Consider the following 16,745-nt stretch of genomic DNA (forward strand, 5'->3'; position numbering starts at 1 on the left):
ATGCTAGCGCAGAGCGTATCCCAGGCAAGCGGGCGGTGCGTTGCGGTCTGTTGCAGGACGCGCCCTGGGCTGGTTTTCAGATGGCCGGCGGTGGTGCCGATGGAGCCCGCCGGAGGAGAGTTGGCAAGGAACCTCGAGGGTCGAAAGCCGGTTTCCGGAATGGCGCCCGAGTGCTGTGCAAAAAAGGCGGTAATACCAGTAATCACGCCGTCTGCAGCCGTGAATGCGGACGGCTATATGAGTATATTTTTTCGGTATAAAAGGCGGGCCGGTTAGAGTCTTGCGCTGTGTTAGAGTGCGCCCTCGTCTACGGCCCGAAGGCCGTCCATAAGCAATTCCGTGAGTAGCCATGGTCGACAAACTGACGCATCTGAAACAGCTGGAAGCGGAAAGCATCCACATCATCCGTGAGGTCGCCGCCGAGTTCGATAACCCGGTGATGCTGTACTCGATCGGCAAGGACAGCGCCGTGATGCTGCACCTGGCGCGCAAGGCGTTCTTCCCCGGCAAGCTGCCGTTCCCGGTCATGCACGTCGATACTCGCTGGAAGTTCCAGGAGATGTACCGCTTCCGCGACAAGATGGTCGCCGACATGGGCCTGGACCTGATCACCCACATCAACCCCGATGGCGTGGCGCAGGATATCAACCCGTTCACCCACGGCAGCGCCAAGCATACCGACATCATGAAGACCGAGGGCCTCAAGCAGGCCCTCGACAAGTACGGCTTCGATGCCGCCTTCGGTGGCGCCCGCCGCGACGAGGAGAAGTCCCGCGCCAAGGAACGCGTATACTCCTTCCGCGACAGCAAGCACCGCTGGGACCCTAAGAACCAGCGCCCGGAGCTGTGGAACGTCTACAACGGCAAGGTGAAGAAGGGCGAGTCGATCCGCGTCTTCCCGCTGTCCAACTGGACCGAGCTGGACATCTGGCAATACATCTACCTGGAGCAGATCCCGATCGTCCCGTTGTACTTCGCCGCAGAGCGCGAGGTCATCGAGATGAACGGCGCGCTGATCATGATCGACGACGAGCGCATCCTCGAGCACCTCACGCCCGAGCAGAAGGCCAGCATCCAGAAGAAGATGGTGCGCTTCCGCACCCTGGGCTGCTACCCGCTCACCGGCGCGGTGGAATCCACCGCTACTTCGCTGCCGGAAATCATCCAGGAAATGCTGCTGACGCGCACTTCCGAGCGCCAGGGCCGGGTCATCGACCATGACCAGGCCGGTTCGATGGAAGAAAAGAAACGTCAGGGCTACTTCTAAGGTTCTCGCACCATGTCGCATCAATCCGATCTGATCAGCGAGGACATCCTCGCTTACCTGGCCCAGCACGAGCGCAAGGAACTCCTGCGTTTCCTCACCTGTGGCAACGTCGACGACGGCAAGAGCACCCTGATCGGGCGCCTGCTGCACGACTCCAAGATGATCTACGAGGACCACCTCGAGGCCATCACCCGTGACTCGAAGAAAGTCGGCACCACCGGCGACGACGTCGACCTGGCGCTGCTGGTAGACGGCCTGCAGGCCGAGCGCGAGCAGGGCATCACAATCGATGTGGCGTACCGCTACTTCAGCACCGCCAAGCGCAAGTTCATCATCGCCGACACCCCCGGCCATGAGCAGTACACCCGTAACATGGCTACCGGCGCTTCCACCTGCGACCTGGCCATCATCCTGATCGATGCCCGCTACGGTGTGCAGACCCAGACTCGCCGGCACAGTTTCATCGCCTCGCTGCTGGGCATCAAGCACATCGTCGTGGCCATCAACAAGATGGACCTCAAGAACTTCGACGAGGGTGTCTTCGAGCAGATCAAGGCCGACTACCTGGCCTTCGCCGAGAAAATCAATCTCAAGACCAGCTCGCTGCATTTCGTGCCGATGTCGGCGCTCAAGGGCGACAACGTGGTCAACAAGTCCGAGCGCTCGCCGTGGTACACCGGCCAGTCGCTGATGGAAATTCTCGAGTCGGTCGAGATTTCCGGTGACCGCAACCTCGACGACATGCGCTTCCCGGTGCAGTACGTCAACCGTCCCAACCTGAACTTCCGCGGTTTCGCTGGTACTCTGGCCAGCGGCATCGTGCGCAAGGGCGACGATGTCGTCGCGCTGCCGTCGGGCAAGGGCAGCAAGGTGAAGTCCATCGTCACTTTCGAGGGTGAGCTGGAGCAGGCTGGCCCTGGCCAGGCCATTACTCTGACCCTGGAAGACGAAATCGACGTTTCCCGCGGCGACATGCTGGTGCATGCCGACAATCGCCCGCAGGTGACCGACGGCTTCGACGCCATGCTGGTGTGGATGGCCGAAGAGCCGATGCTGCCGGGCAAGAAGTACGACATCAAGCGCGCCACCAGCTATGTGCCGGGCTCGATTCCGAGCATCACTCACAAGGTGGACGTGAATACGCTCGAAGAAACCGCCGCCAGCGAACTCAAGCTCAACGAGATTGCCCGTGTGAAGGTCAGCCTGGATGCGCCTATCGCGCTGGATGGTTATGACCAGAATCGCACCACCGGCGCCTTCATCGTCATCGACCGCCTGACCAACGGCACCGTCGGTGCCGGCATGATCATCGCCGTGCCGCAGGCCGGGCAGGGTACTTCCTCGCACCACGGCGCCAATGCGCACGTTGCTCGCGAGGAGCGCGCAGCGCGCTTCGGCCAGCAGCCTGCCACCGTGCTGTTCAGCGGCCTCTCCGGAGCGGGCAAGAGCACGTTGGCGTACGCTGTCGAGCGCAAGCTGTTCGACATGGGCCGTGCTGTCTACGTGCTGGACGGCCAGAACCTGCGCCACGACCTGAACAAGGGGCTGCCGCAGGATCGTGCCGGCCGCACTGAAAACTGGCTGCGCACCGCCCACGTTGCCAAGCAGTTCAACGAAGCTGGCCTGATTAGCCTGTGCGCCTTCGTTGCGCCCAGCGCCGAAGGTCGCGAGCAGGCGAAGTCGATCATCGGTGCAGAGCGTCTGATGACCGTCTACGTCCAGGCTTCCCCGCAGGTCTGCCGCGAGCGCGACCCGCAGGGCCTGTATGCTGCCGGCCAGGACAACATCCCGGGCGAATCCTTCCCGTTCGACGTGCCGCTGGATGCCGACCTGGTGATCGATACCCAGACCCAGTCGGTGGAAGACGGCGTAAAGGCTGTTCTCGATCTGCTTCGCCAGCGTGGCGCGATCTGATCGCGATGCTATGAACTGAAGAAGCCCCGCAGCGCGGGGCTTTTCTTTCGCGTTTCGCGGTGGTGAGCTGGTTTGGTTAGCCGCGGAGTACTCGGGCGTGCGTTCGCACGCGGGGGCTCATGGCGGTGTCCCTTCCCGCACATGAAAAAGCCCCGCCGAGGCGGGGCTTTCCGATTCAGTACTTGCCTTTCAATCCGTACGTCTCGTCCAGGGTGCCAGGGCCCTCGGCAGACTTGGGTGCGTAGTCCTTCGGGGCCTCGTTGCTGGCTGGCGGCGTCAGGCGCTCGCGGCGCTCCGGATATTCATCGGCGTGCAGGGCGGCCAGCAGGCGCTGCTTGGTCTGCTCGTCCAGGGCCAGGCGTTCGGCACCTTCGGACAGATGATCCTGAACGTCCTGGTAGCTCTGGGTGAGCTTTTTCATCAGGCTGGCGGAGGTGTTGAAGTGGGTCACCACTTCGCGCTGGTAGCTATCGAAACGATCCTGCATGTCGTCCACTTGACGCTGCAGCTTGTTCGGCGCGGCGTTGGGCAGCAGGCGGGCGACCAGGAAACCAATGCCAACCCCGACGATCAGGGCGATTACCGGCAGCAACCAGGTGGTGAGGGACTGTTCCACGCGAATCCTTCCTCTATAGACGGCTTTGCTTTACGTTAGCGGCTTGCACCTGTGCTTGTATACCGTGGCGAACGCTTCGCCGCCGGCGCAGGTATTGTGCTAGACGAGACGACCCGCCACGGGGTCACGGAGTTGCTGTTTGACCGCCCGCGAAATTCCCCTGTTCCTCGATGGCCCCGACGGCCAGTTGGAAGCCCTGTACCTCGATACGCCAGGCGCCAAGGGCGTCGCACTGATCTGCCATCCGCATCCGCTGTTCGCCGGCACCATGCAGAACAAGGTGGTCGCCACCCTGCAGCGTGCCGCACGCGATGCAGGATACGCCACTCTGCGTTTCAACTTTCGTGGTGTGGGCCAGAGCGCCGGCAGTTATGCCGAGGGCCGCGGCGAGATCGACGATGCGCTGGCCGCCGCGCATTGGATGGCGGAGCGGCATCCGGCACTGCCGCTGACGCTGATGGGCTTCTCCTTCGGCTCCTGCGTGGCGGGCAACGCCGCTGGGCGGTTGGAGGCGCAGGGCGCAGTACTGGCGCAACTGTTCATGCTGGCGCCGCCTGTGGAGCGTTTCGATGTCGACCTGCCCGAGCGTTGCCCGCTGACGGTGATCCAGCCGGAAGCCGACGAAGTCGTAACGCCTGAGCGCGTTTATGCGTGGAGCGCCGAGCTGAGCAAGCCCCACGAGCTGATTCGTGTTCCCGAGTGCAGCCATTTCTTCCACGGCAAGCTGATCGAGCTCAAGGACCTGATTCAGGCCCGGCTCGCCTAGGTTGGCGCGCCGCGTTAACATCCGGCCCGCCATTTCATTTGTGTTGATTCCTGGATTCCCATGACGACCCGTATCCTGACCGGCATCACCACCACCGGTACTCCGCACCTGGGCAACTACGCCGGCGCTATTCGCCCGGCCATTGTCGCCAGCCGCGATCCGCAGGCGGATTCCTTCTATTTCCTGGCCGATTACCATGCACTGATCAAGTGCGATGATCCGGCGCGCATCCAGCGTTCGCGCCTAGAGATCGCCGCAACCTGGCTGGCCTGCGGCCTGGATGCTGAAAAGGCGACCTTCTATCGCCAGTCCGATATTCCCGAGATTCCCGAACTGACCTGGCTGCTCACCTGCGTCACTGCCAAGGGGCTTCTGAACCGTGCCCACGCCTACAAGGCGTCGGTGGACAAGAACGTCGAGGCTGGCGAAGACCCGGATGCCGGTGTCACGATGGGGCTGTACAGTTATCCGGTGCTGATGGCGGCGGACATCCTGATGTTCAACGCGCACAAGGTTCCGGTCGGCCGCGACCAGATCCAGCACGTCGAGATGGCCCGCGACATCGGCCAGCGTTTCAACCATCTCTTCGGCAACGGCAAGGAGCTGTTCACCCTGCCGGAAGTGGTGATCGAAGAGGACGTGGCAACCTTGCCGGGCCTGGATGGTCGCAAGATGTCCAAAAGCTACGACAACACCATTCCTCTGTTCGGCACCGCCAAGCAGCTCAAGGACGCCGTGGCGCGTATCGTGACTGACTCCCGTGCGCCGGGCGAGCCGAAGGATCCGGACAACTCGCACCTTTTCACTTTGTACCAGGCATTTGCCACGGCCGAGCAGCAGGCTGCATTCCGCGCCGAGCTGATCGGCGGCCTGGCCTGGGGCGAAGCCAAGCAGCGTCTCTTCGAACTGCTCGACCGCGAGCTGGGAGAAGCTCGTGAGCGTTACCACGCGCTGATCACTCGCCCGGCAGACCTGGAAGACATCCTCCTGGCTGGCGCCGCCAAGGCCCGTCGCATCGCAACTCCGTTCCTCGGCGAGCTGCGCGAGGCCGTTGGCCTGCGGTCGTTCCGCGAGCAGGTGCAGGTTGCCACCGAAGGCAAGAAGAAGGCGGCCAAGAGTGCGCGCTTCGTCAGCTTCCGTGAAGCTGATGGCAGCTTCCGTTTCCGTCTGCTGGACGCCGCTGGCGAGCAGTTGCTACTGTCCGTCGCCTTCGCGGACGGCAAGGCGGCGGGGCACGTCAGTAAGCGTCTGCAATCCGAGGAACTGTTCCTGCGCGCAGAGCTGAATACCTTCAGTGTGCAGTTGGATGGCGAGGCTGTGGCCTATAGCCCTGAGTTCTCTACCGACGCGGAGCGCGACGCGGCCATGCAGCGTCTGCGCGAGGCCCTCATTCCCCGGGAGTGAGGCTGCGGCAGGCCGGTCCGACTACCGGCCAATTGCCAAGCAACGGGGGCGCCGCTAAAGTGTTCGCCCCCGTTTTCGTTGCCTTGCTACCGATCATGACGCCCCTTCAGCGCTACCAGGAAGACCTGAAACGCCCCGATTTCTTCCACGATGCTGCACAAGCCAATGCCGTGAAGCATCTGCAACGCCTCTACGATGACCTTGTCGCCGCCGAAAAAGGCAAGTCCGGCCTGTTCGGCAAACTGTTGGGCCGGAAGTCCCAGGAGCCTGTCAAGGGTCTGTATTTCTGGGGTGGTGTCGGTCGTGGCAAGACCTACCTGGTGGACACCTTCTTCGAAGCGCTGCCGTTCAAGCAGAAGATGCGTACGCACTTCCACCGCTTCATGAAGCGTGTGCACGAAGAAATGAAAACCCTCAAGGGCGAGAAGAATCCGCTGACCATCATCGGCAAGCGATTCGCCGACGAAGCCCGGGTGATCTGCTTCGACGAGTTCTTCGTCTCCGATATCACCGACGCGATGATCCTCGCGACCCTGCTGGAAGAACTGTTCAAGAACGGCGTGAGCCTGGTGGCGACTTCCAATATCGTGCCCGACGGCCTGTACAAGGATGGCCTGCAGCGCGCCCGCTTCCTGCCGGCTATCGCGCTGGTCAAGCAGTACACCGAGGTGGTCAACGTCGATAGCGGTGTGGATTACCGTCTGCGTGCCCTGGAGCAGGCCGAGTTGTACCATTGGCCGCTCTCTGAGCAGGCTGAGCAGGCCATGATGCGTGACTTCAAGGCGTTGACCCCGGATTGCGCCGCGGCAACCCGCGACGATGCGCTGATGATCGAGAACCGCGAGATTCGCGCGCGCATTACCTGTGACGACGTGGCCTGGTTCGAATTCCGTGAGCTGTGCGACGGCCCGCGCAGCCAGAACGATTACATCGAACTGGCGAAGATCTTCCACGCGATCCTGATCTCCAACGTCGAGCAGATGAATGTGAGCAAGGACGATATGGCCCGCCGCTTCATCAACCTGGTGGATGAGTTCTACGACCGTAACGTCAAGCTGATTCTGTCCGCCGAAGTGGAACTGAAGGATCTGTATGCCGGCGGTCGTCTCGAGTTCGAATTCCAGCGCACCCTGAGCCGTCTGCTCGAGATGCAGTCTCACGAATATCTGAGCCGCCCGCACCGCCCATGACGGGGCGGTACGGCGAACGAAAAAGGCTGCCCGAGGGCAGCCTTTTTCATTTCAGTGTCCTGTGATGAGCGCGGGAGAGGGCTATCAGCGCTGAGCCATCTCTTGCTCGGCCTTTTTCAGCAATTGCTGGGCATGGGCCACTTCCAGCGATTCCATCGCGTTGATCGGTTTGATCGCCACTGCCTTCTTCAATTGTTCGAGGGCCTTCTGTTCTTCGTCCTCGCCGTACACATAGCCCAGTGCATTGGCATATTCGTAGTGGCCGATGGGCAGGTCATCACTGGCGCGGAAGGAGCGGGCGAAGTACTGCTCCATCTTGTCCGCGCTGACGCCGTAGGTCATTTTGCCCACCAGCTTTCCGACCTTGCGGATCACGCCGGCCTCGTAGCCGCCGTATAGCGCCAGGGCGAATGGTTGATTGGGTTGGTTGGCCAATAGCGCGTCCAGCTCCTTGGGGATGTCTCCTGTGTAACCGCGCTTGAGCACCACCGGTACTGGCAGGTCCTCAGCCAGGCGTGCCTTGGCGTAGGCGCGTCCGAACTGGGCGATGGGGTCGGCGTTGAGCAGTGGGCCAGCCTGGTCGGTGTAGCTGATCACTTCCTCCAGCAGGCGTTGTTTCTCATCCTGAGTCGGTGCCAGGAACAGTGCGTAGAGCACCTGGGCGAACATCGCCGGAACCTGGCCGCCGGCGCCAAGCGCAAGGCCTTCCTTCTTTGCCTGGGCGAAGTCGCCGCGGAACACTTTGCGCCATACGTCCTGCAGCCTTTCGGCATAGAGCTGTGCCTCTTCCGGCTTGCCGGTGAAGCCGGTGCCGGCGGCGACGGTCTTTTCCAGGGCTTGTGGATGTTTCGTTGCCATCGTCACAACCCAATCCGCATCCGGGAACGGGTAGTTCGCGCCGAAGCCGCGGGTAAGTCTGGGCCAGGCCTGGCGAAGCTTGTCGCCGCTGTAGTCGAACGCGCTCTGGTCGTAGGGGAAGGGTTTCCAGTTATCGTCCGCCACAGCGTTCACGCTGAGGACGGCCAGCAGGGCAAGCAGAAAGCGGCGCATGGCGATATCCCGAGAGGTTCTTGTTGTTGGGGCCGTCGATCATAGGGCCCGGTCCGGGTACGAGAACCCATCCTAGGAATGGCGTGTTTCAGCCTTCCTTCTGTTCGTACTGGCGTCGGTAGTGATTCGGCGACAGCCCGGTGTGCTGGCGGAACAGGCGGGCGAAGAAACTGGCATCGTCGTAGCCGACTTCGTAGCTGATGGTCTTGATGCTCTTGCGGGTGGTGGACAGCATGTTGCGGGCGGTTTCGATACGCAGGCGCTGCAGGTAGTGAAGGGGCTTGTCGCCGGTGGCGGTCTGGAAGCGCCGCATGAAGTTGCGGATGCTCATGCCGTGTTCGCGGGCCACGTCTTCGAAACGGAATTTGTCGGAGAAGTGCTCTTCGAGCCAGTGCTGGATCTGCAGGATCGCCGGATCGTGATGCAGCTTCTGGCCACCGAAGCCCAGGCGGCCGGGCACGTAGCTGCGCTGGACTTCGTAGAGGATGTCGCGGGCGACGCCCTGGGCCACCGCTGCGCCGCAGAAACGCTCGATGAGGTAGATGTAGAGATCGCAGGCCGAGGTGAGGCCACCGGCGGTATAAATGTTGTCGGCGTCGGCGATGTGTTTTTCCTGGTTGAGCAGCACGCGCGGGTAGCGCTCGGCAAACTCTCGGAAGAAGCGCCAGTAGGTCGTCGCCTCCTTGCCATCGAGAAGGCCGGCCTCCGCCAGCCAGAATACGCCGGATACTTCCCCGCAGAGTACGCTGCCGGCAGCATGGCGCTCCCGCAGCCAGGGCAAAACCTCCGGGTAGTGGCTCAGAAGCTCGTCGAAATCGCCCCAGAAGGCCGGAAGGATTATCAGTTCCGGCTCGTCCAGGCACCCTTGTACTGGCAGGCTGTCGCCGCTGAAACTGAGCACCGGCTTGCCATCGGGGCTGATGATGCGGGTCTCGAAGCTGGGTTGCAGGCCGCGGCCCTGCTGACGGCCATGCCGCAGGCTGGCCATGTGGAAGAAGTCCTTGGCCTGCATGAGCGTGGAGCCGAAGACACCGTGGGTGGCGAGAATGCTGACACGGCGCAGCACGTTGGAGGCTGGGATGGGCATCGATTCTTGTACTTCTTATGGATGTCTATGCATGACGCTAAAGCGGTCATGATGCGGCTGGATCGTCTTATTTTTTGGCGAAAGTGTCTAGTGCGGGGCTGGGCGGTGTGGCCTACAGTCGGCGTTCCAATAAAACCAACAATCCGATCCGCAGGTGCAGCTCATGATTCCAAGAACCCTGTTCAGCTCCGACCACGAGTTGTTCCGTGACAGCGTCCGCAAGTTCCTCGAACAGGAGGCGGTGCCATTCCATGCTCAGTGGGAAAAGGACGGCCATATCGACCGCAAGCTGTGGAACAAGGCGGGCGAGGCGGGAATGCTCTGCTCGCACTTGCCCGAAACCTACGGCGGCATGGCGGCGGATTTCCTCTACAGTGCGGTGGTGATCGAGGAAATCGGTCGTCTGGGCTTGACTGGCATCGGCTTCTCGCTGCATTCGGACATCGTTGCGCCATACATCCTTCATTACGGCAGTGAGGCGCAGAAGCAACATTACCTGCCGAAACTGATTTCCGGTGAAATGGTTTCGGCCATCGCGATGACCGAGCCGGGCGCCGGCTCCGATCTACAGGGCGTGAAGACCACCGCTGTGCTGGACGGTGACGAGTATGTGATCAACGGTTCGAAGACCTTCATCACCAACGGCTGGCTGGCCGACCTGGTCGTAGTGGTGGCCAAGACCGACCCGAAGGCCGGCGCCAAGGGCACCAGTCTGTTCCTGGTCGAAGCCGGTACGCCGGGCTTCAGTAAAGGCAAGCGCCTGGAAAAGGTCGGTATGAAGGCTCAGGACACATCCGAGCTGTTCTTCCAGGACGTGCGTATCCCCAAGGAAAACCTGCTGGGCAAGGAAGGACAGGGCTTCATCTACCTGATGCAGGAACTGCCCCAGGAGCGTCTCACCGTGGCGCTGGGTGCGCTGGCATCCGCCGAGGCGGCCCTGAAGTGGACGCTGGAGTACACCCGTGAGCGCAAGGCGTTTGGCAAGTCCGTGGCGGATTTCCAGAACACTCGCTTCAAACTGGCGGAAATGGCGACTGAAATCCAGGTTGGCCGGGTCTTCGTCGATCGCTGCCTGGAGCAGCATCTGGAGGGCAAGCTCGACGTGCCCACCGCGGCGATGGCCAAGTACTGGACCACCGACCTGCAGTGCAAGGTGCTCGACGAGTGCGTGCAACTGCATGGCGGCTACGGCTACATGTGGGAGTACCCGGTGGCACGTGCCTGGGCTGACGCGCGAGTGCAGCGCATTTATGCCGGTACCAACGAGATCATGAAGGAAATCATCGCCCGCTCGTTGTAACTCGCATGGATGAAAAAGCCCGGCATTGGCCGGGCTTTTTCGTTGCGCCGAGGGTCAGGGCGCCGGGTTGGGTTGATCCTTGTGGATCGCCTCGATACTGGCCAGCACTTCGTCCGAGAGGTCCAGCTCAACGCTCGCGAGGTTGGCTTCCAACTGTTCGAGGCTGGTGGCGCCAATGATGTTGCTGGTCACGAACGGGCGGCTGGTGACGAAGGCTAGGGCCATCTGCGCTGGGTCCAGGCCGTGCTCGCGGGCCAGGGTCACGTAACGGTCGCAGGCGCGCTCGCTCTGAGGGTTGGTGTAGCGGGTGAAGCGGCTGAACAGGCTGATCCGCGCGTTGGCTGGGCGTGCGCCGCCGAAGTACTTGCCCGAGAGCATGCCGAAGGCCATCGGCGAATACGCCAGCAGGCCAATCTGCTCGCGAATGGTGATTTCCGCAAGACCTACCTCGAAGCTGCGGTTGAGGAGGTTGTAAGGGTTTTGGATCGACACCGCACGCGGCCAGCCACGCTCCTTTGCGATCTGCAGGAAGCGCATGGTTCCCCAGGGGGTTTCATTGGAAAGGCCGATGTGACGAATCTTCCCGGCGCGGACCTGCTCGTCGAGGGCTTCCAGCGTATCTTCAAGCGGAGTGAACGATTCTTCCTTGTGCTGGTAGCCGAGTTGGCCGAAGAAGTTGGTGCTGCGCTCTGGCCAGTGGAGTTGGTACAGGTCGATCCAGTCGGTCTGCAGGCGCTCCAGGCTGGCGTCCAGGGCCGCGACGATGTTCTTGCGGTCCAGCCTGGGCTGGCCGTCACGAATGTGGCTGATGGAGTTACCGGGGCCGGCGATCTTGCTGGCGAGCACCCACTCAGCACGATCGCCGCGCTGGGCGAACCAGTTGCCGATGATCTGCTCGGTACGGGTGTAGGTTTCCGCACGCGGCGGCACCGGGTACATCTCGGCGGTATCGATGAAATTCAGGCCAGCGGCCTTGGCTCGTTCGATCTGGGCGAAAGCTTCGCTCTGGGTATTCTGCTCGCCCCAGGTCATGGTTCCCAGGCAGAGGGCGCTGACTTTCAATTCGGTGCGGCCGAGCGGGCGGTACTGCATGCGGGTCTCCTCATGAAAACAAGTGCGTCATACGGTTGAAAATTCTGCCGGAATCTGCATAATTCCGCAGCCTTTCATCGGTGGGGGATGCCAAGCCTGCCGATCGATACATCTAGTCGTTACGGACGCACACCGACCCGAGCCCCAATTCGTGTCTGTCTTCGGCTGTCCTTGACTTGTCAAGGCAACCACTGTCCAGTAAGATTCGCCGTCTTATTTTCAGGCGGCCCCTGAGGCTATAACGAATGAAAACTTATACCGCGAAACCAGAAACTGTTAAGCGCGACTGGTTCGTCGTCGACGCTGCTGGCCTGACCCTGGGTCGTCTGGCTACCGAGATTGCTACCCGCCTGCGCGGCAAGCACAAGCCGGAATACACCCCGCACGTTGACACTGGCGACTACATCGTCGTCATCAACGCTGAGCAGGTTCGTGTCACTGGCGCCAAAGCTACCGACAAGATGTACTACCATCACTCGGGCTTCCCGGGCGGTATCAAGTCGATCAACTTCGAGAAGCTGATCGCCAAGGCCCCTGAGCGTGTCATCGAGACTGCCGTAAAAGGCATGCTGCCGAAGAATCCGCTGGGCCGCGACATGTACCGCAAGCTGAAAGTGTACAAGGGTGCCAATCACCCGCATACCGCTCAGCAGCCTCAAGAACTGAAGATTTAACGGGATAGCTCATCATGTCGGCGACTCAAAATTACGGCACTGGCCGTCGTAAGACCGCTACCGCTCGCGTCTTCCTGCGTCCGGGTACTGGCAAGATCTCCATCAACAACCGCAGCATCGAGCAATTCTTCGGTCGTGAGACCGCTCGCATGGTCGTTCGTCAGCCGCTCGAGCTGACCGAGAACACCGAGAAGTTCGATATCTACGTTACCGTCGTTGGCGGTGGTGTAAGCGGTCAGGCTGGTGCGATCCGTCACGGTATTACCCGCGCTCTGATCGAATACGACGAGACCCTGCGCAGCCCGCTGCGCAAGGCTGGCTACGTCACTCGCGACGCTCGCGAAGTTGAACGTAAGAAAGTCGGTCTGCGTAAGGCGCGTAAGCGTCCGCAGTACTCCAAGCGTTAATACGACGCTTCGGAAAAGCGCCCGGTCCTTTGGACTGGGCGTTTTTTTTTGCCGGTAGTTTGTTCGTGCGGCAAGGTGTCGCATCCGCGTAGGCCACGCCCTGCAAGGGTTTCGCTAACTTCGTGTCAGGCTATTACCTTGTCAGCACAAGGGCTTTTCTTTACCATTTGGCGAATTTTTTGCGCGGCTCGAATTTTTACTTAAAAGCCTGAACTGAACAGGCTTGAAGCTGATGGGAGACGACTGAATGAGTAATGACGGCGTGAATGCAGGCCGGCGTCGCTTCCTTGTCGCGGCCACCTCGGTGGTTGGCGCGGCGGGAGCGGTCGGAGCTGCGGTCCCGTTCGTGGGGTCATGGTTCCCCAGTGCCAAGGCGAAGGCTGCTGGCGCGCCGGTGAAGGTCAACGTAGGGAAGATCGAGCCGGGTCAGCAGATCGTTGCTGAGTGGCGCGGCAAGCCGGTGTTCCTGGTGCATCGCACCAAGGAGATGTTGGACGCCCTGCCGACCCTCAACGGCCAACTGGCTGACCCTGAGTCGAAGGCATCGGAGCAGCCGACGTACGTCGATCCTCAGTTGCGCTCGATCAAGCCGGAGCTGGCAGTGATCGTTGGTATCTGCACCCACCTGGGTTGCTCGCCGACCTTCCGCCCCGAAGTCGCCCCCGCGGATCTCGGTCCGGACTGGAAGGGTGGCTACTTCTGCCCCTGCCACGGCTCTCACTACGACCTCGCCGGCCGCGTTTACAAGGGGCAACCTGCTCCGCTGAACCTGCCGATTCCGCCTTATACGCTCGATGGTGATGAGTTGACCATCGGTGTGGACCAGGAGAAGGCCTGATGAACAAGTTCATGGCATGGGTCGATGCCCGCTTCCCCGCGACCAAGATGTGGGAAGACCATCTGAGCAAGTACTACGCTCCGAAGAACTTCAACTTCTGGTACTTCTTCGGTTCGCTGGCACTGTTGGTCCTGGTCAACCAGATCCTTACCGGTATCTGGCTGACCATGAGCTTCACTCCGTCGGCTGAGGAGGCGTTCGCATCCGTCGAGTACATCATGCGGGATGTCGATTACGGATGGATCATCCGTTACATGCACTCCACCGGTGCGTCGGCGTTCTTTGTGGTGGTCTATCTGCATATGTTCCGTGGTCTTCTGTACGGTTCGTACCAGAAGCCGCGTGAACTGGTGTGGATCTTCGGCATGCTGATCTACCTCGCTCTGATGGCTGAGGCCTTCATGGGTTATCTGCTGCCGTGGGGGCAGATGTCCTACTGGGGTGCCCAGGTGATCATCTCGCTGTTCGGGGCCATCCCGGTCGTGGGTGAGGACCTTGCTCAGTGGATCCGTGGTGACTTCCTGATCTCCGGTATCACCCTGAACCGCTTCTTCGCTCTGCACGTGATCGCTCTGCCGATTGTTCTGCTTGGCCTGGTAGTGCTGCACATCCTGGCGCTGCACGAAGTCGGTTCGAATAACCCGGATGGCGTAGATATCAAGAAGAAGAAAGACGAGAACGGCGTTCCGCTGGACGGCATCCCGTTCCATCCTTACTACACCGTCAAGGATATCGTCGGTGTCGTGGTCTTCCTGTTCGTATTCTGCACCGTGATCTTCTTCTTCCCGGAAATGGGTGGTTTCTTCCTCGAGAAGCCCAACTTCGAGATGGCGAACCAGTTCAAGACTCCGCCGCACATTGCTCCGGTTTGGTACTTCACCCCGTTCTACGCCATCCTGCGCGCCGTTCCGGACAAGCTGATGGGTGTGGTCGCAATGGGTGCCTCCATCGCTGTGCTGTTCGTGCTGCCGTGGCTGGACCGTAGTCCGGTTCGCTCGATCCGCTACAAGGGCTGGCTGAGCAAGATCTGGCTGGTGATCTTCGCAGTGTCCTTCGTGGTTCTCGGCTACTTCGGCTCCCAAGCTCCGTCGCCGCTGGGCACCACGTTGTCGCGCCTGTGCACCATTCTGTATTTCGCCTTCTTCATCCTGATGCCGTTCTATACCCGGATGGAGAAAACCAAACCGGTTCCGGAAAGGGTGACTGGCTGATGAAAAAGCAATTCGCAGCATTGATTCTGGCTTTTCTGCCGGTATTGGGATTCGCCGCCACTGAAGCTGGTCCGGCGCTGGATCATGTCGATATCGACCTGACCGACAAGGCGGCCATGCAGGATGGTGCGCGTACCTTCGCCAACTACTGCATGGGCTGCCATAGCGCCAAGTTCCAGCGCTATGAGCGTGTGGGGCGTGATCTGGGTATCCCGGAAGATCTCATGATGAGCCACTTGGTGTTCACTGGCGCCAAGATCGGTGACCACATGGATATCGGCATGAAGCCGGCGGATGCCAAGGTTTGGTTCGGCGCTGCGCCGCCTGACCTGACTCTGGTAGCTCGTGTGCGCGGTACTGACTGGCTGTACACCTACCTGCGCTCGTTCTACGAAGATCCCAAGCGTCCGTGGGGTGTGAACAATACGGTCTTCCCGAACGTCGGCATGCCGAACGTGCTGGCCAGCCTTCAGGGCCGCCAGGTCGTTGGCTGCAAGCAGGTTCAGATCGTCGAGAATGGCAAGAAGCAGTACGATCCTCTTACCGGCACTCCGCTGACTCACGAGGCCTGCGATCAACTGACCGTCGTTCCAAAGTCCGGTCAGTTGAATGAAGCGCAGTTCGACGAAAAGGTGAAGAACCTGGTGACCTTCCTGGCTTACTCGGCTGATCCGAACAAGCTGGAATCCCACCGCATCGGTACCTACGTCCTGCTGTTCCTGGTCTTCTTCTTCGTGTTCGCTTATCTGCTCAAGCGCGAATACTGGAAGGACGTGCACTAAGCACTGCCAGTTGTGTGAAGCGCGCGCCCTACGGGGCGCGCGCGTCTTTCTACCTCCCACAAGTGAACCTGCGAGGAGGCAAGCGGCATGGCCGCAATCAATAAGCTCACCTGCTTCTCCGACCCTTCTGATCATTACAGCCACCGCGTGCGCCTGGTGCTGGCCGAGAAGAGCGTCGTTGCCGACATCATTGAAGTGCAGAGCGGAAATATTCCCGCCAAGCTCGCCGAAGTGAACCCCTATGGCAGCTTGCCGACTCTGGTAGATCGTGACCTTGCGCTCTATGAGTCCACGGTGGTCATGGAATATCTGGACGAACGCTACCCGCACCCACCGTTGCTACCGGTCTATCCGGTGGCGCGCGCCAATAGTCGGCTTTTGATTCATCGCATCCAGCGCGACTGGTGTGCGCTGGTTGATCGCATTCTCGACAAGCGCCAAAAGGATGCTGATCGAGCCTTGGCGAGAAAGGAATTGCGTGAGAGCCTGACAGGGGTTTCGCCATTGTTTGCCGACAAGCCTTTCTTCCTCAGTGAAGAATTGAGCTTGGTGGACTGCTGCCTGTTGCCTATTCTCTGGCGGCTGCCCTTGCTGGGTATCGAGCTGCCGCGTCAGGCCAAGCCGCTGTTGGACTATATGGAACGCCAGTTTGCACGGGAAACTTTCCAGGCCAGTCTGTCCTCTATCGAACGTGATATGCGCTAAGGAGCCTGATGATGAATTCCAGTCGTCCCTACCTCGTGCGAGCTCTCTATGAGTGGATCGTCGATAACGGCTGCACCCCGCATATCCTGGTGAACTCCGAATACCCTGGGGTCCGCGTGCCTCCGGGATATGCGAGCGATGGCCAGATTGTGCTCAATGTCTCGCCGACGGCGGTGCGCCACCTGCAGATGGATAACGAGGCGGTCAGTTTCGAAGGGCGTTTCGGTGGTATTGCCCAGGGGCTCTACATTCCGTCTCAGGCGGTCATGGCCATCTATGCTCGGGAGAATGGGCAGGGCATGGTCTTCGATCTCGAACCGCCAGTGCCGACCGATGACGAGGATTTGCCGGATGATGGTCCTTCCGACGAGCCGCCGCGTCCAAGCGGGCGCCCCAGTCTGAAGGTGGTGAAGTAATGAAAAAGGCGACCCGGAGGTCGCCT

General features: G+C 60.7%; 17 protein-coding genes. 13 read left to right on the forward strand and 4 right to left on the reverse strand.

Features of this window, described 5'->3' with window-relative positions:
* The first annotated feature begins 349 nt into the window (after positions 1-349).
* Both cysD and cysN read left to right on the forward strand, forming a co-directional pair.
* Complete coding sequence (cysD, locus tag OU419_RS05600; RefSeq protein WP_254470987.1) at positions 350-1,267, forward strand: sulfate adenylyltransferase subunit CysD; 918 nt, start codon at positions 350-352, stop codon at positions 1,265-1,267.
* Positions 1,268-1,279: 12 nt separating this feature from the next.
* Positions 1,280-3,181 (forward strand): sulfate adenylyltransferase subunit CysN, encoded by a 1,902-nt coding sequence (gene cysN, locus OU419_RS05605; RefSeq protein WP_254470986.1) that lies wholly within the window; start codon positions 1,280-1,282, stop codon positions 3,179-3,181.
* Between the two features lie 175 nt (positions 3,182-3,356).
* Here the strand turns inward: cysN and OU419_RS05610 are convergent, their stop codons facing one another.
* Positions 3,357-3,797, reverse strand: coding sequence for a YhcB family protein (locus tag OU419_RS05610; RefSeq protein WP_254470985.1), 441 nt, complete (start codon positions 3,795-3,797; stop codon positions 3,357-3,359).
* Positions 3,798-3,936: 139 nt separating this feature from the next.
* On the opposite strand from OU419_RS05610, the gene OU419_RS05615 reads away from it, so the two are divergent.
* From OU419_RS05615 to zapE, 3 genes are all read left to right on the forward strand, one after another.
* Positions 3,937-4,563, forward strand: coding sequence for an alpha/beta hydrolase (locus OU419_RS05615; protein ID WP_254470984.1), 627 nt, complete (start codon positions 3,937-3,939; stop codon positions 4,561-4,563).
* Between the two features lie 60 nt (positions 4,564-4,623).
* On the forward strand, positions 4,624-5,967 hold the full coding sequence (locus OU419_RS05620; RefSeq protein ID WP_254470983.1) for a tryptophan--tRNA ligase: 1,344 nt from the start codon (positions 4,624-4,626) through the stop codon (positions 5,965-5,967).
* Between the two features lie 95 nt (positions 5,968-6,062).
* A complete protein-coding gene (gene zapE, locus OU419_RS05625) occupies positions 6,063-7,157 on the forward strand; it encodes a cell division protein ZapE (RefSeq protein WP_254470982.1) in 1,095 nt (364 codons plus the stop codon).
* 84 nt (positions 7,158-7,241) lie between these two features.
* On the opposite strand, the gene OU419_RS05630 is transcribed toward zapE, so the two are convergent.
* A complete protein-coding gene (locus OU419_RS05630) occupies positions 7,242-8,207 on the reverse strand; it encodes a hypothetical protein (RefSeq protein ID WP_254470981.1) in 966 nt (321 codons plus the stop codon).
* A gap of 88 nt (positions 8,208-8,295) precedes the next feature.
* On the reverse strand, positions 8,296-9,195 hold the full coding sequence (locus OU419_RS05635) for a GlxA family transcriptional regulator (protein ID WP_254471395.1): 900 nt from the start codon (positions 9,193-9,195) through the stop codon (positions 8,296-8,298).
* Between the two features lie 253 nt (positions 9,196-9,448).
* Here OU419_RS05635 and OU419_RS05640 point away from each other — a divergent pair, with 253 nt between their 5' ends.
* A complete protein-coding gene (locus OU419_RS05640; RefSeq protein ID WP_254470980.1) occupies positions 9,449-10,594 on the forward strand; it encodes an acyl-CoA dehydrogenase family protein in 1,146 nt (381 codons plus the stop codon).
* A 54-nt stretch (positions 10,595-10,648) separates the two neighbouring features.
* Here the strand turns inward: OU419_RS05640 and OU419_RS05645 are convergent, their stop codons facing one another.
* Positions 10,649-11,686 carry an NADP(H)-dependent aldo-keto reductase gene (locus tag OU419_RS05645; RefSeq protein ID WP_254470979.1) on the reverse strand — a complete coding sequence of 346 codons (1,038 nt, stop codon included), beginning with the start codon at positions 11,684-11,686 and terminating at the stop codon, positions 10,649-10,651.
* A 245-nt stretch (positions 11,687-11,931) separates the two neighbouring features.
* Here OU419_RS05645 and rplM point away from each other — a divergent pair, with 245 nt between their 5' ends.
* The 7 genes from rplM to OU419_RS05680 all read left to right on the forward strand — a co-directional run bounded on the left by rplM (position 11,932) and on the right by OU419_RS05680 (position 16,719).
* Positions 11,932-12,360 (forward strand): 50S ribosomal protein L13, encoded by a 429-nt coding sequence (gene rplM, locus OU419_RS05650; RefSeq protein ID WP_015475857.1) that lies wholly within the window; start codon positions 11,932-11,934, stop codon positions 12,358-12,360.
* A 14-nt stretch (positions 12,361-12,374) separates the two neighbouring features.
* The gene (rpsI, locus tag OU419_RS05655) at positions 12,375-12,767 is read left to right on the forward strand and encodes a 30S ribosomal protein S9 (protein ID WP_017518120.1); all 393 of its coding nucleotides are present in this window, start codon (positions 12,375-12,377) and stop codon (positions 12,765-12,767) included.
* A 247-nt stretch (positions 12,768-13,014) separates the two neighbouring features.
* On the forward strand, positions 13,015-13,605 hold the full coding sequence (gene petA, locus OU419_RS05660) for a ubiquinol-cytochrome c reductase iron-sulfur subunit (RefSeq protein WP_254470978.1): 591 nt from the start codon (positions 13,015-13,017) through the stop codon (positions 13,603-13,605).
* The gene (locus OU419_RS05665) at positions 13,605-14,816 is read left to right on the forward strand and encodes a cytochrome b (protein ID WP_254470977.1); all 1,212 of its coding nucleotides are present in this window, start codon (positions 13,605-13,607) and stop codon (positions 14,814-14,816) included. Before petA ends, OU419_RS05665 begins: the two co-directional genes overlap by 1 nt.
* A complete protein-coding gene (locus tag OU419_RS05670; RefSeq protein WP_254470976.1) occupies positions 14,816-15,598 on the forward strand; it encodes a cytochrome c1 in 783 nt (260 codons plus the stop codon). The genes OU419_RS05665 and OU419_RS05670 overlap by 1 nt, the downstream gene beginning before the upstream one ends.
* Positions 15,599-15,685: 87 nt before the next feature.
* Positions 15,686-16,303, forward strand: a complete 618-nt coding sequence (locus OU419_RS05675) for a glutathione S-transferase N-terminal domain-containing protein (protein WP_254470975.1) — start codon at positions 15,686-15,688, stop codon at positions 16,301-16,303.
* Between the two features lie 11 nt (positions 16,304-16,314).
* Entirely contained in the window at positions 16,315-16,719 is a 405-nt protein-coding gene (locus OU419_RS05680) for a ClpXP protease specificity-enhancing factor (RefSeq protein ID WP_254470974.1), read from the forward strand.
* Positions 16,720-16,745 lie beyond the last annotated feature (26 nt).

The sequence above is a fragment of the Pseudomonas triclosanedens genome (genome assembly GCF_026686735.1).
Taxonomy (GTDB): domain Bacteria; phylum Pseudomonadota; class Gammaproteobacteria; order Pseudomonadales; family Pseudomonadaceae; genus Pseudomonas; species Pseudomonas triclosanedens.

Excerpts from the sequence above, each read along its gene's own strand:
- cysD (WP_254470987.1), top strand. The coding sequence starts at position 350 with ATGGTCGACAAACTGACGCATCTGAAACAGCTGGAAGCGGAAAGCATC.
- cysN (WP_254470986.1), top strand. The coding sequence starts at position 1,280 with ATGTCGCATCAATCCGATCTGATCAGCGAGGACATCCTCGCTTACCTG.
- OU419_RS05620 (WP_254470983.1), top strand. The coding sequence starts at position 4,624 with ATGACGACCCGTATCCTGACCGGCATCACCACCACCGGTACTCCGCAC.
- zapE (WP_254470982.1), top strand. The coding sequence starts at position 6,063 with ATGACGCCCCTTCAGCGCTACCAGGAAGACCTGAAACGCCCCGATTTC.
- OU419_RS05630 (WP_254470981.1), bottom strand. The coding sequence starts at position 8,207 with ATGCGCCGCTTTCTGCTTGCCCTGCTGGCCGTCCTCAGCGTGAACGCT.
- OU419_RS05635 (WP_254471395.1), bottom strand. The coding sequence starts at position 9,195 with ATGGCCAGCCTGCGGCATGGCCGTCAGCAGGGCCGCGGCCTGCAACCC.
- OU419_RS05645 (WP_254470979.1), bottom strand. The coding sequence starts at position 11,686 with ATGCAGTACCGCCCGCTCGGCCGCACCGAATTGAAAGTCAGCGCCCTC.
- rplM (WP_015475857.1), top strand. The coding sequence starts at position 11,932 with ATGAAAACTTATACCGCGAAACCAGAAACTGTTAAGCGCGACTGGTTC.
- rpsI (WP_017518120.1), top strand. The coding sequence starts at position 12,375 with ATGTCGGCGACTCAAAATTACGGCACTGGCCGTCGTAAGACCGCTACC.
- petA (WP_254470978.1), top strand. The coding sequence starts at position 13,015 with ATGAGTAATGACGGCGTGAATGCAGGCCGGCGTCGCTTCCTTGTCGCG.
- OU419_RS05665 (WP_254470977.1), top strand. The coding sequence starts at position 13,605 with ATGAACAAGTTCATGGCATGGGTCGATGCCCGCTTCCCCGCGACCAAG.
- OU419_RS05670 (WP_254470976.1), top strand. The coding sequence starts at position 14,816 with ATGAAAAAGCAATTCGCAGCATTGATTCTGGCTTTTCTGCCGGTATTG.
- OU419_RS05675 (WP_254470975.1), top strand. The coding sequence starts at position 15,686 with ATGGCCGCAATCAATAAGCTCACCTGCTTCTCCGACCCTTCTGATCAT.
- OU419_RS05680 (WP_254470974.1), top strand. The coding sequence starts at position 16,315 with ATGAATTCCAGTCGTCCCTACCTCGTGCGAGCTCTCTATGAGTGGATC.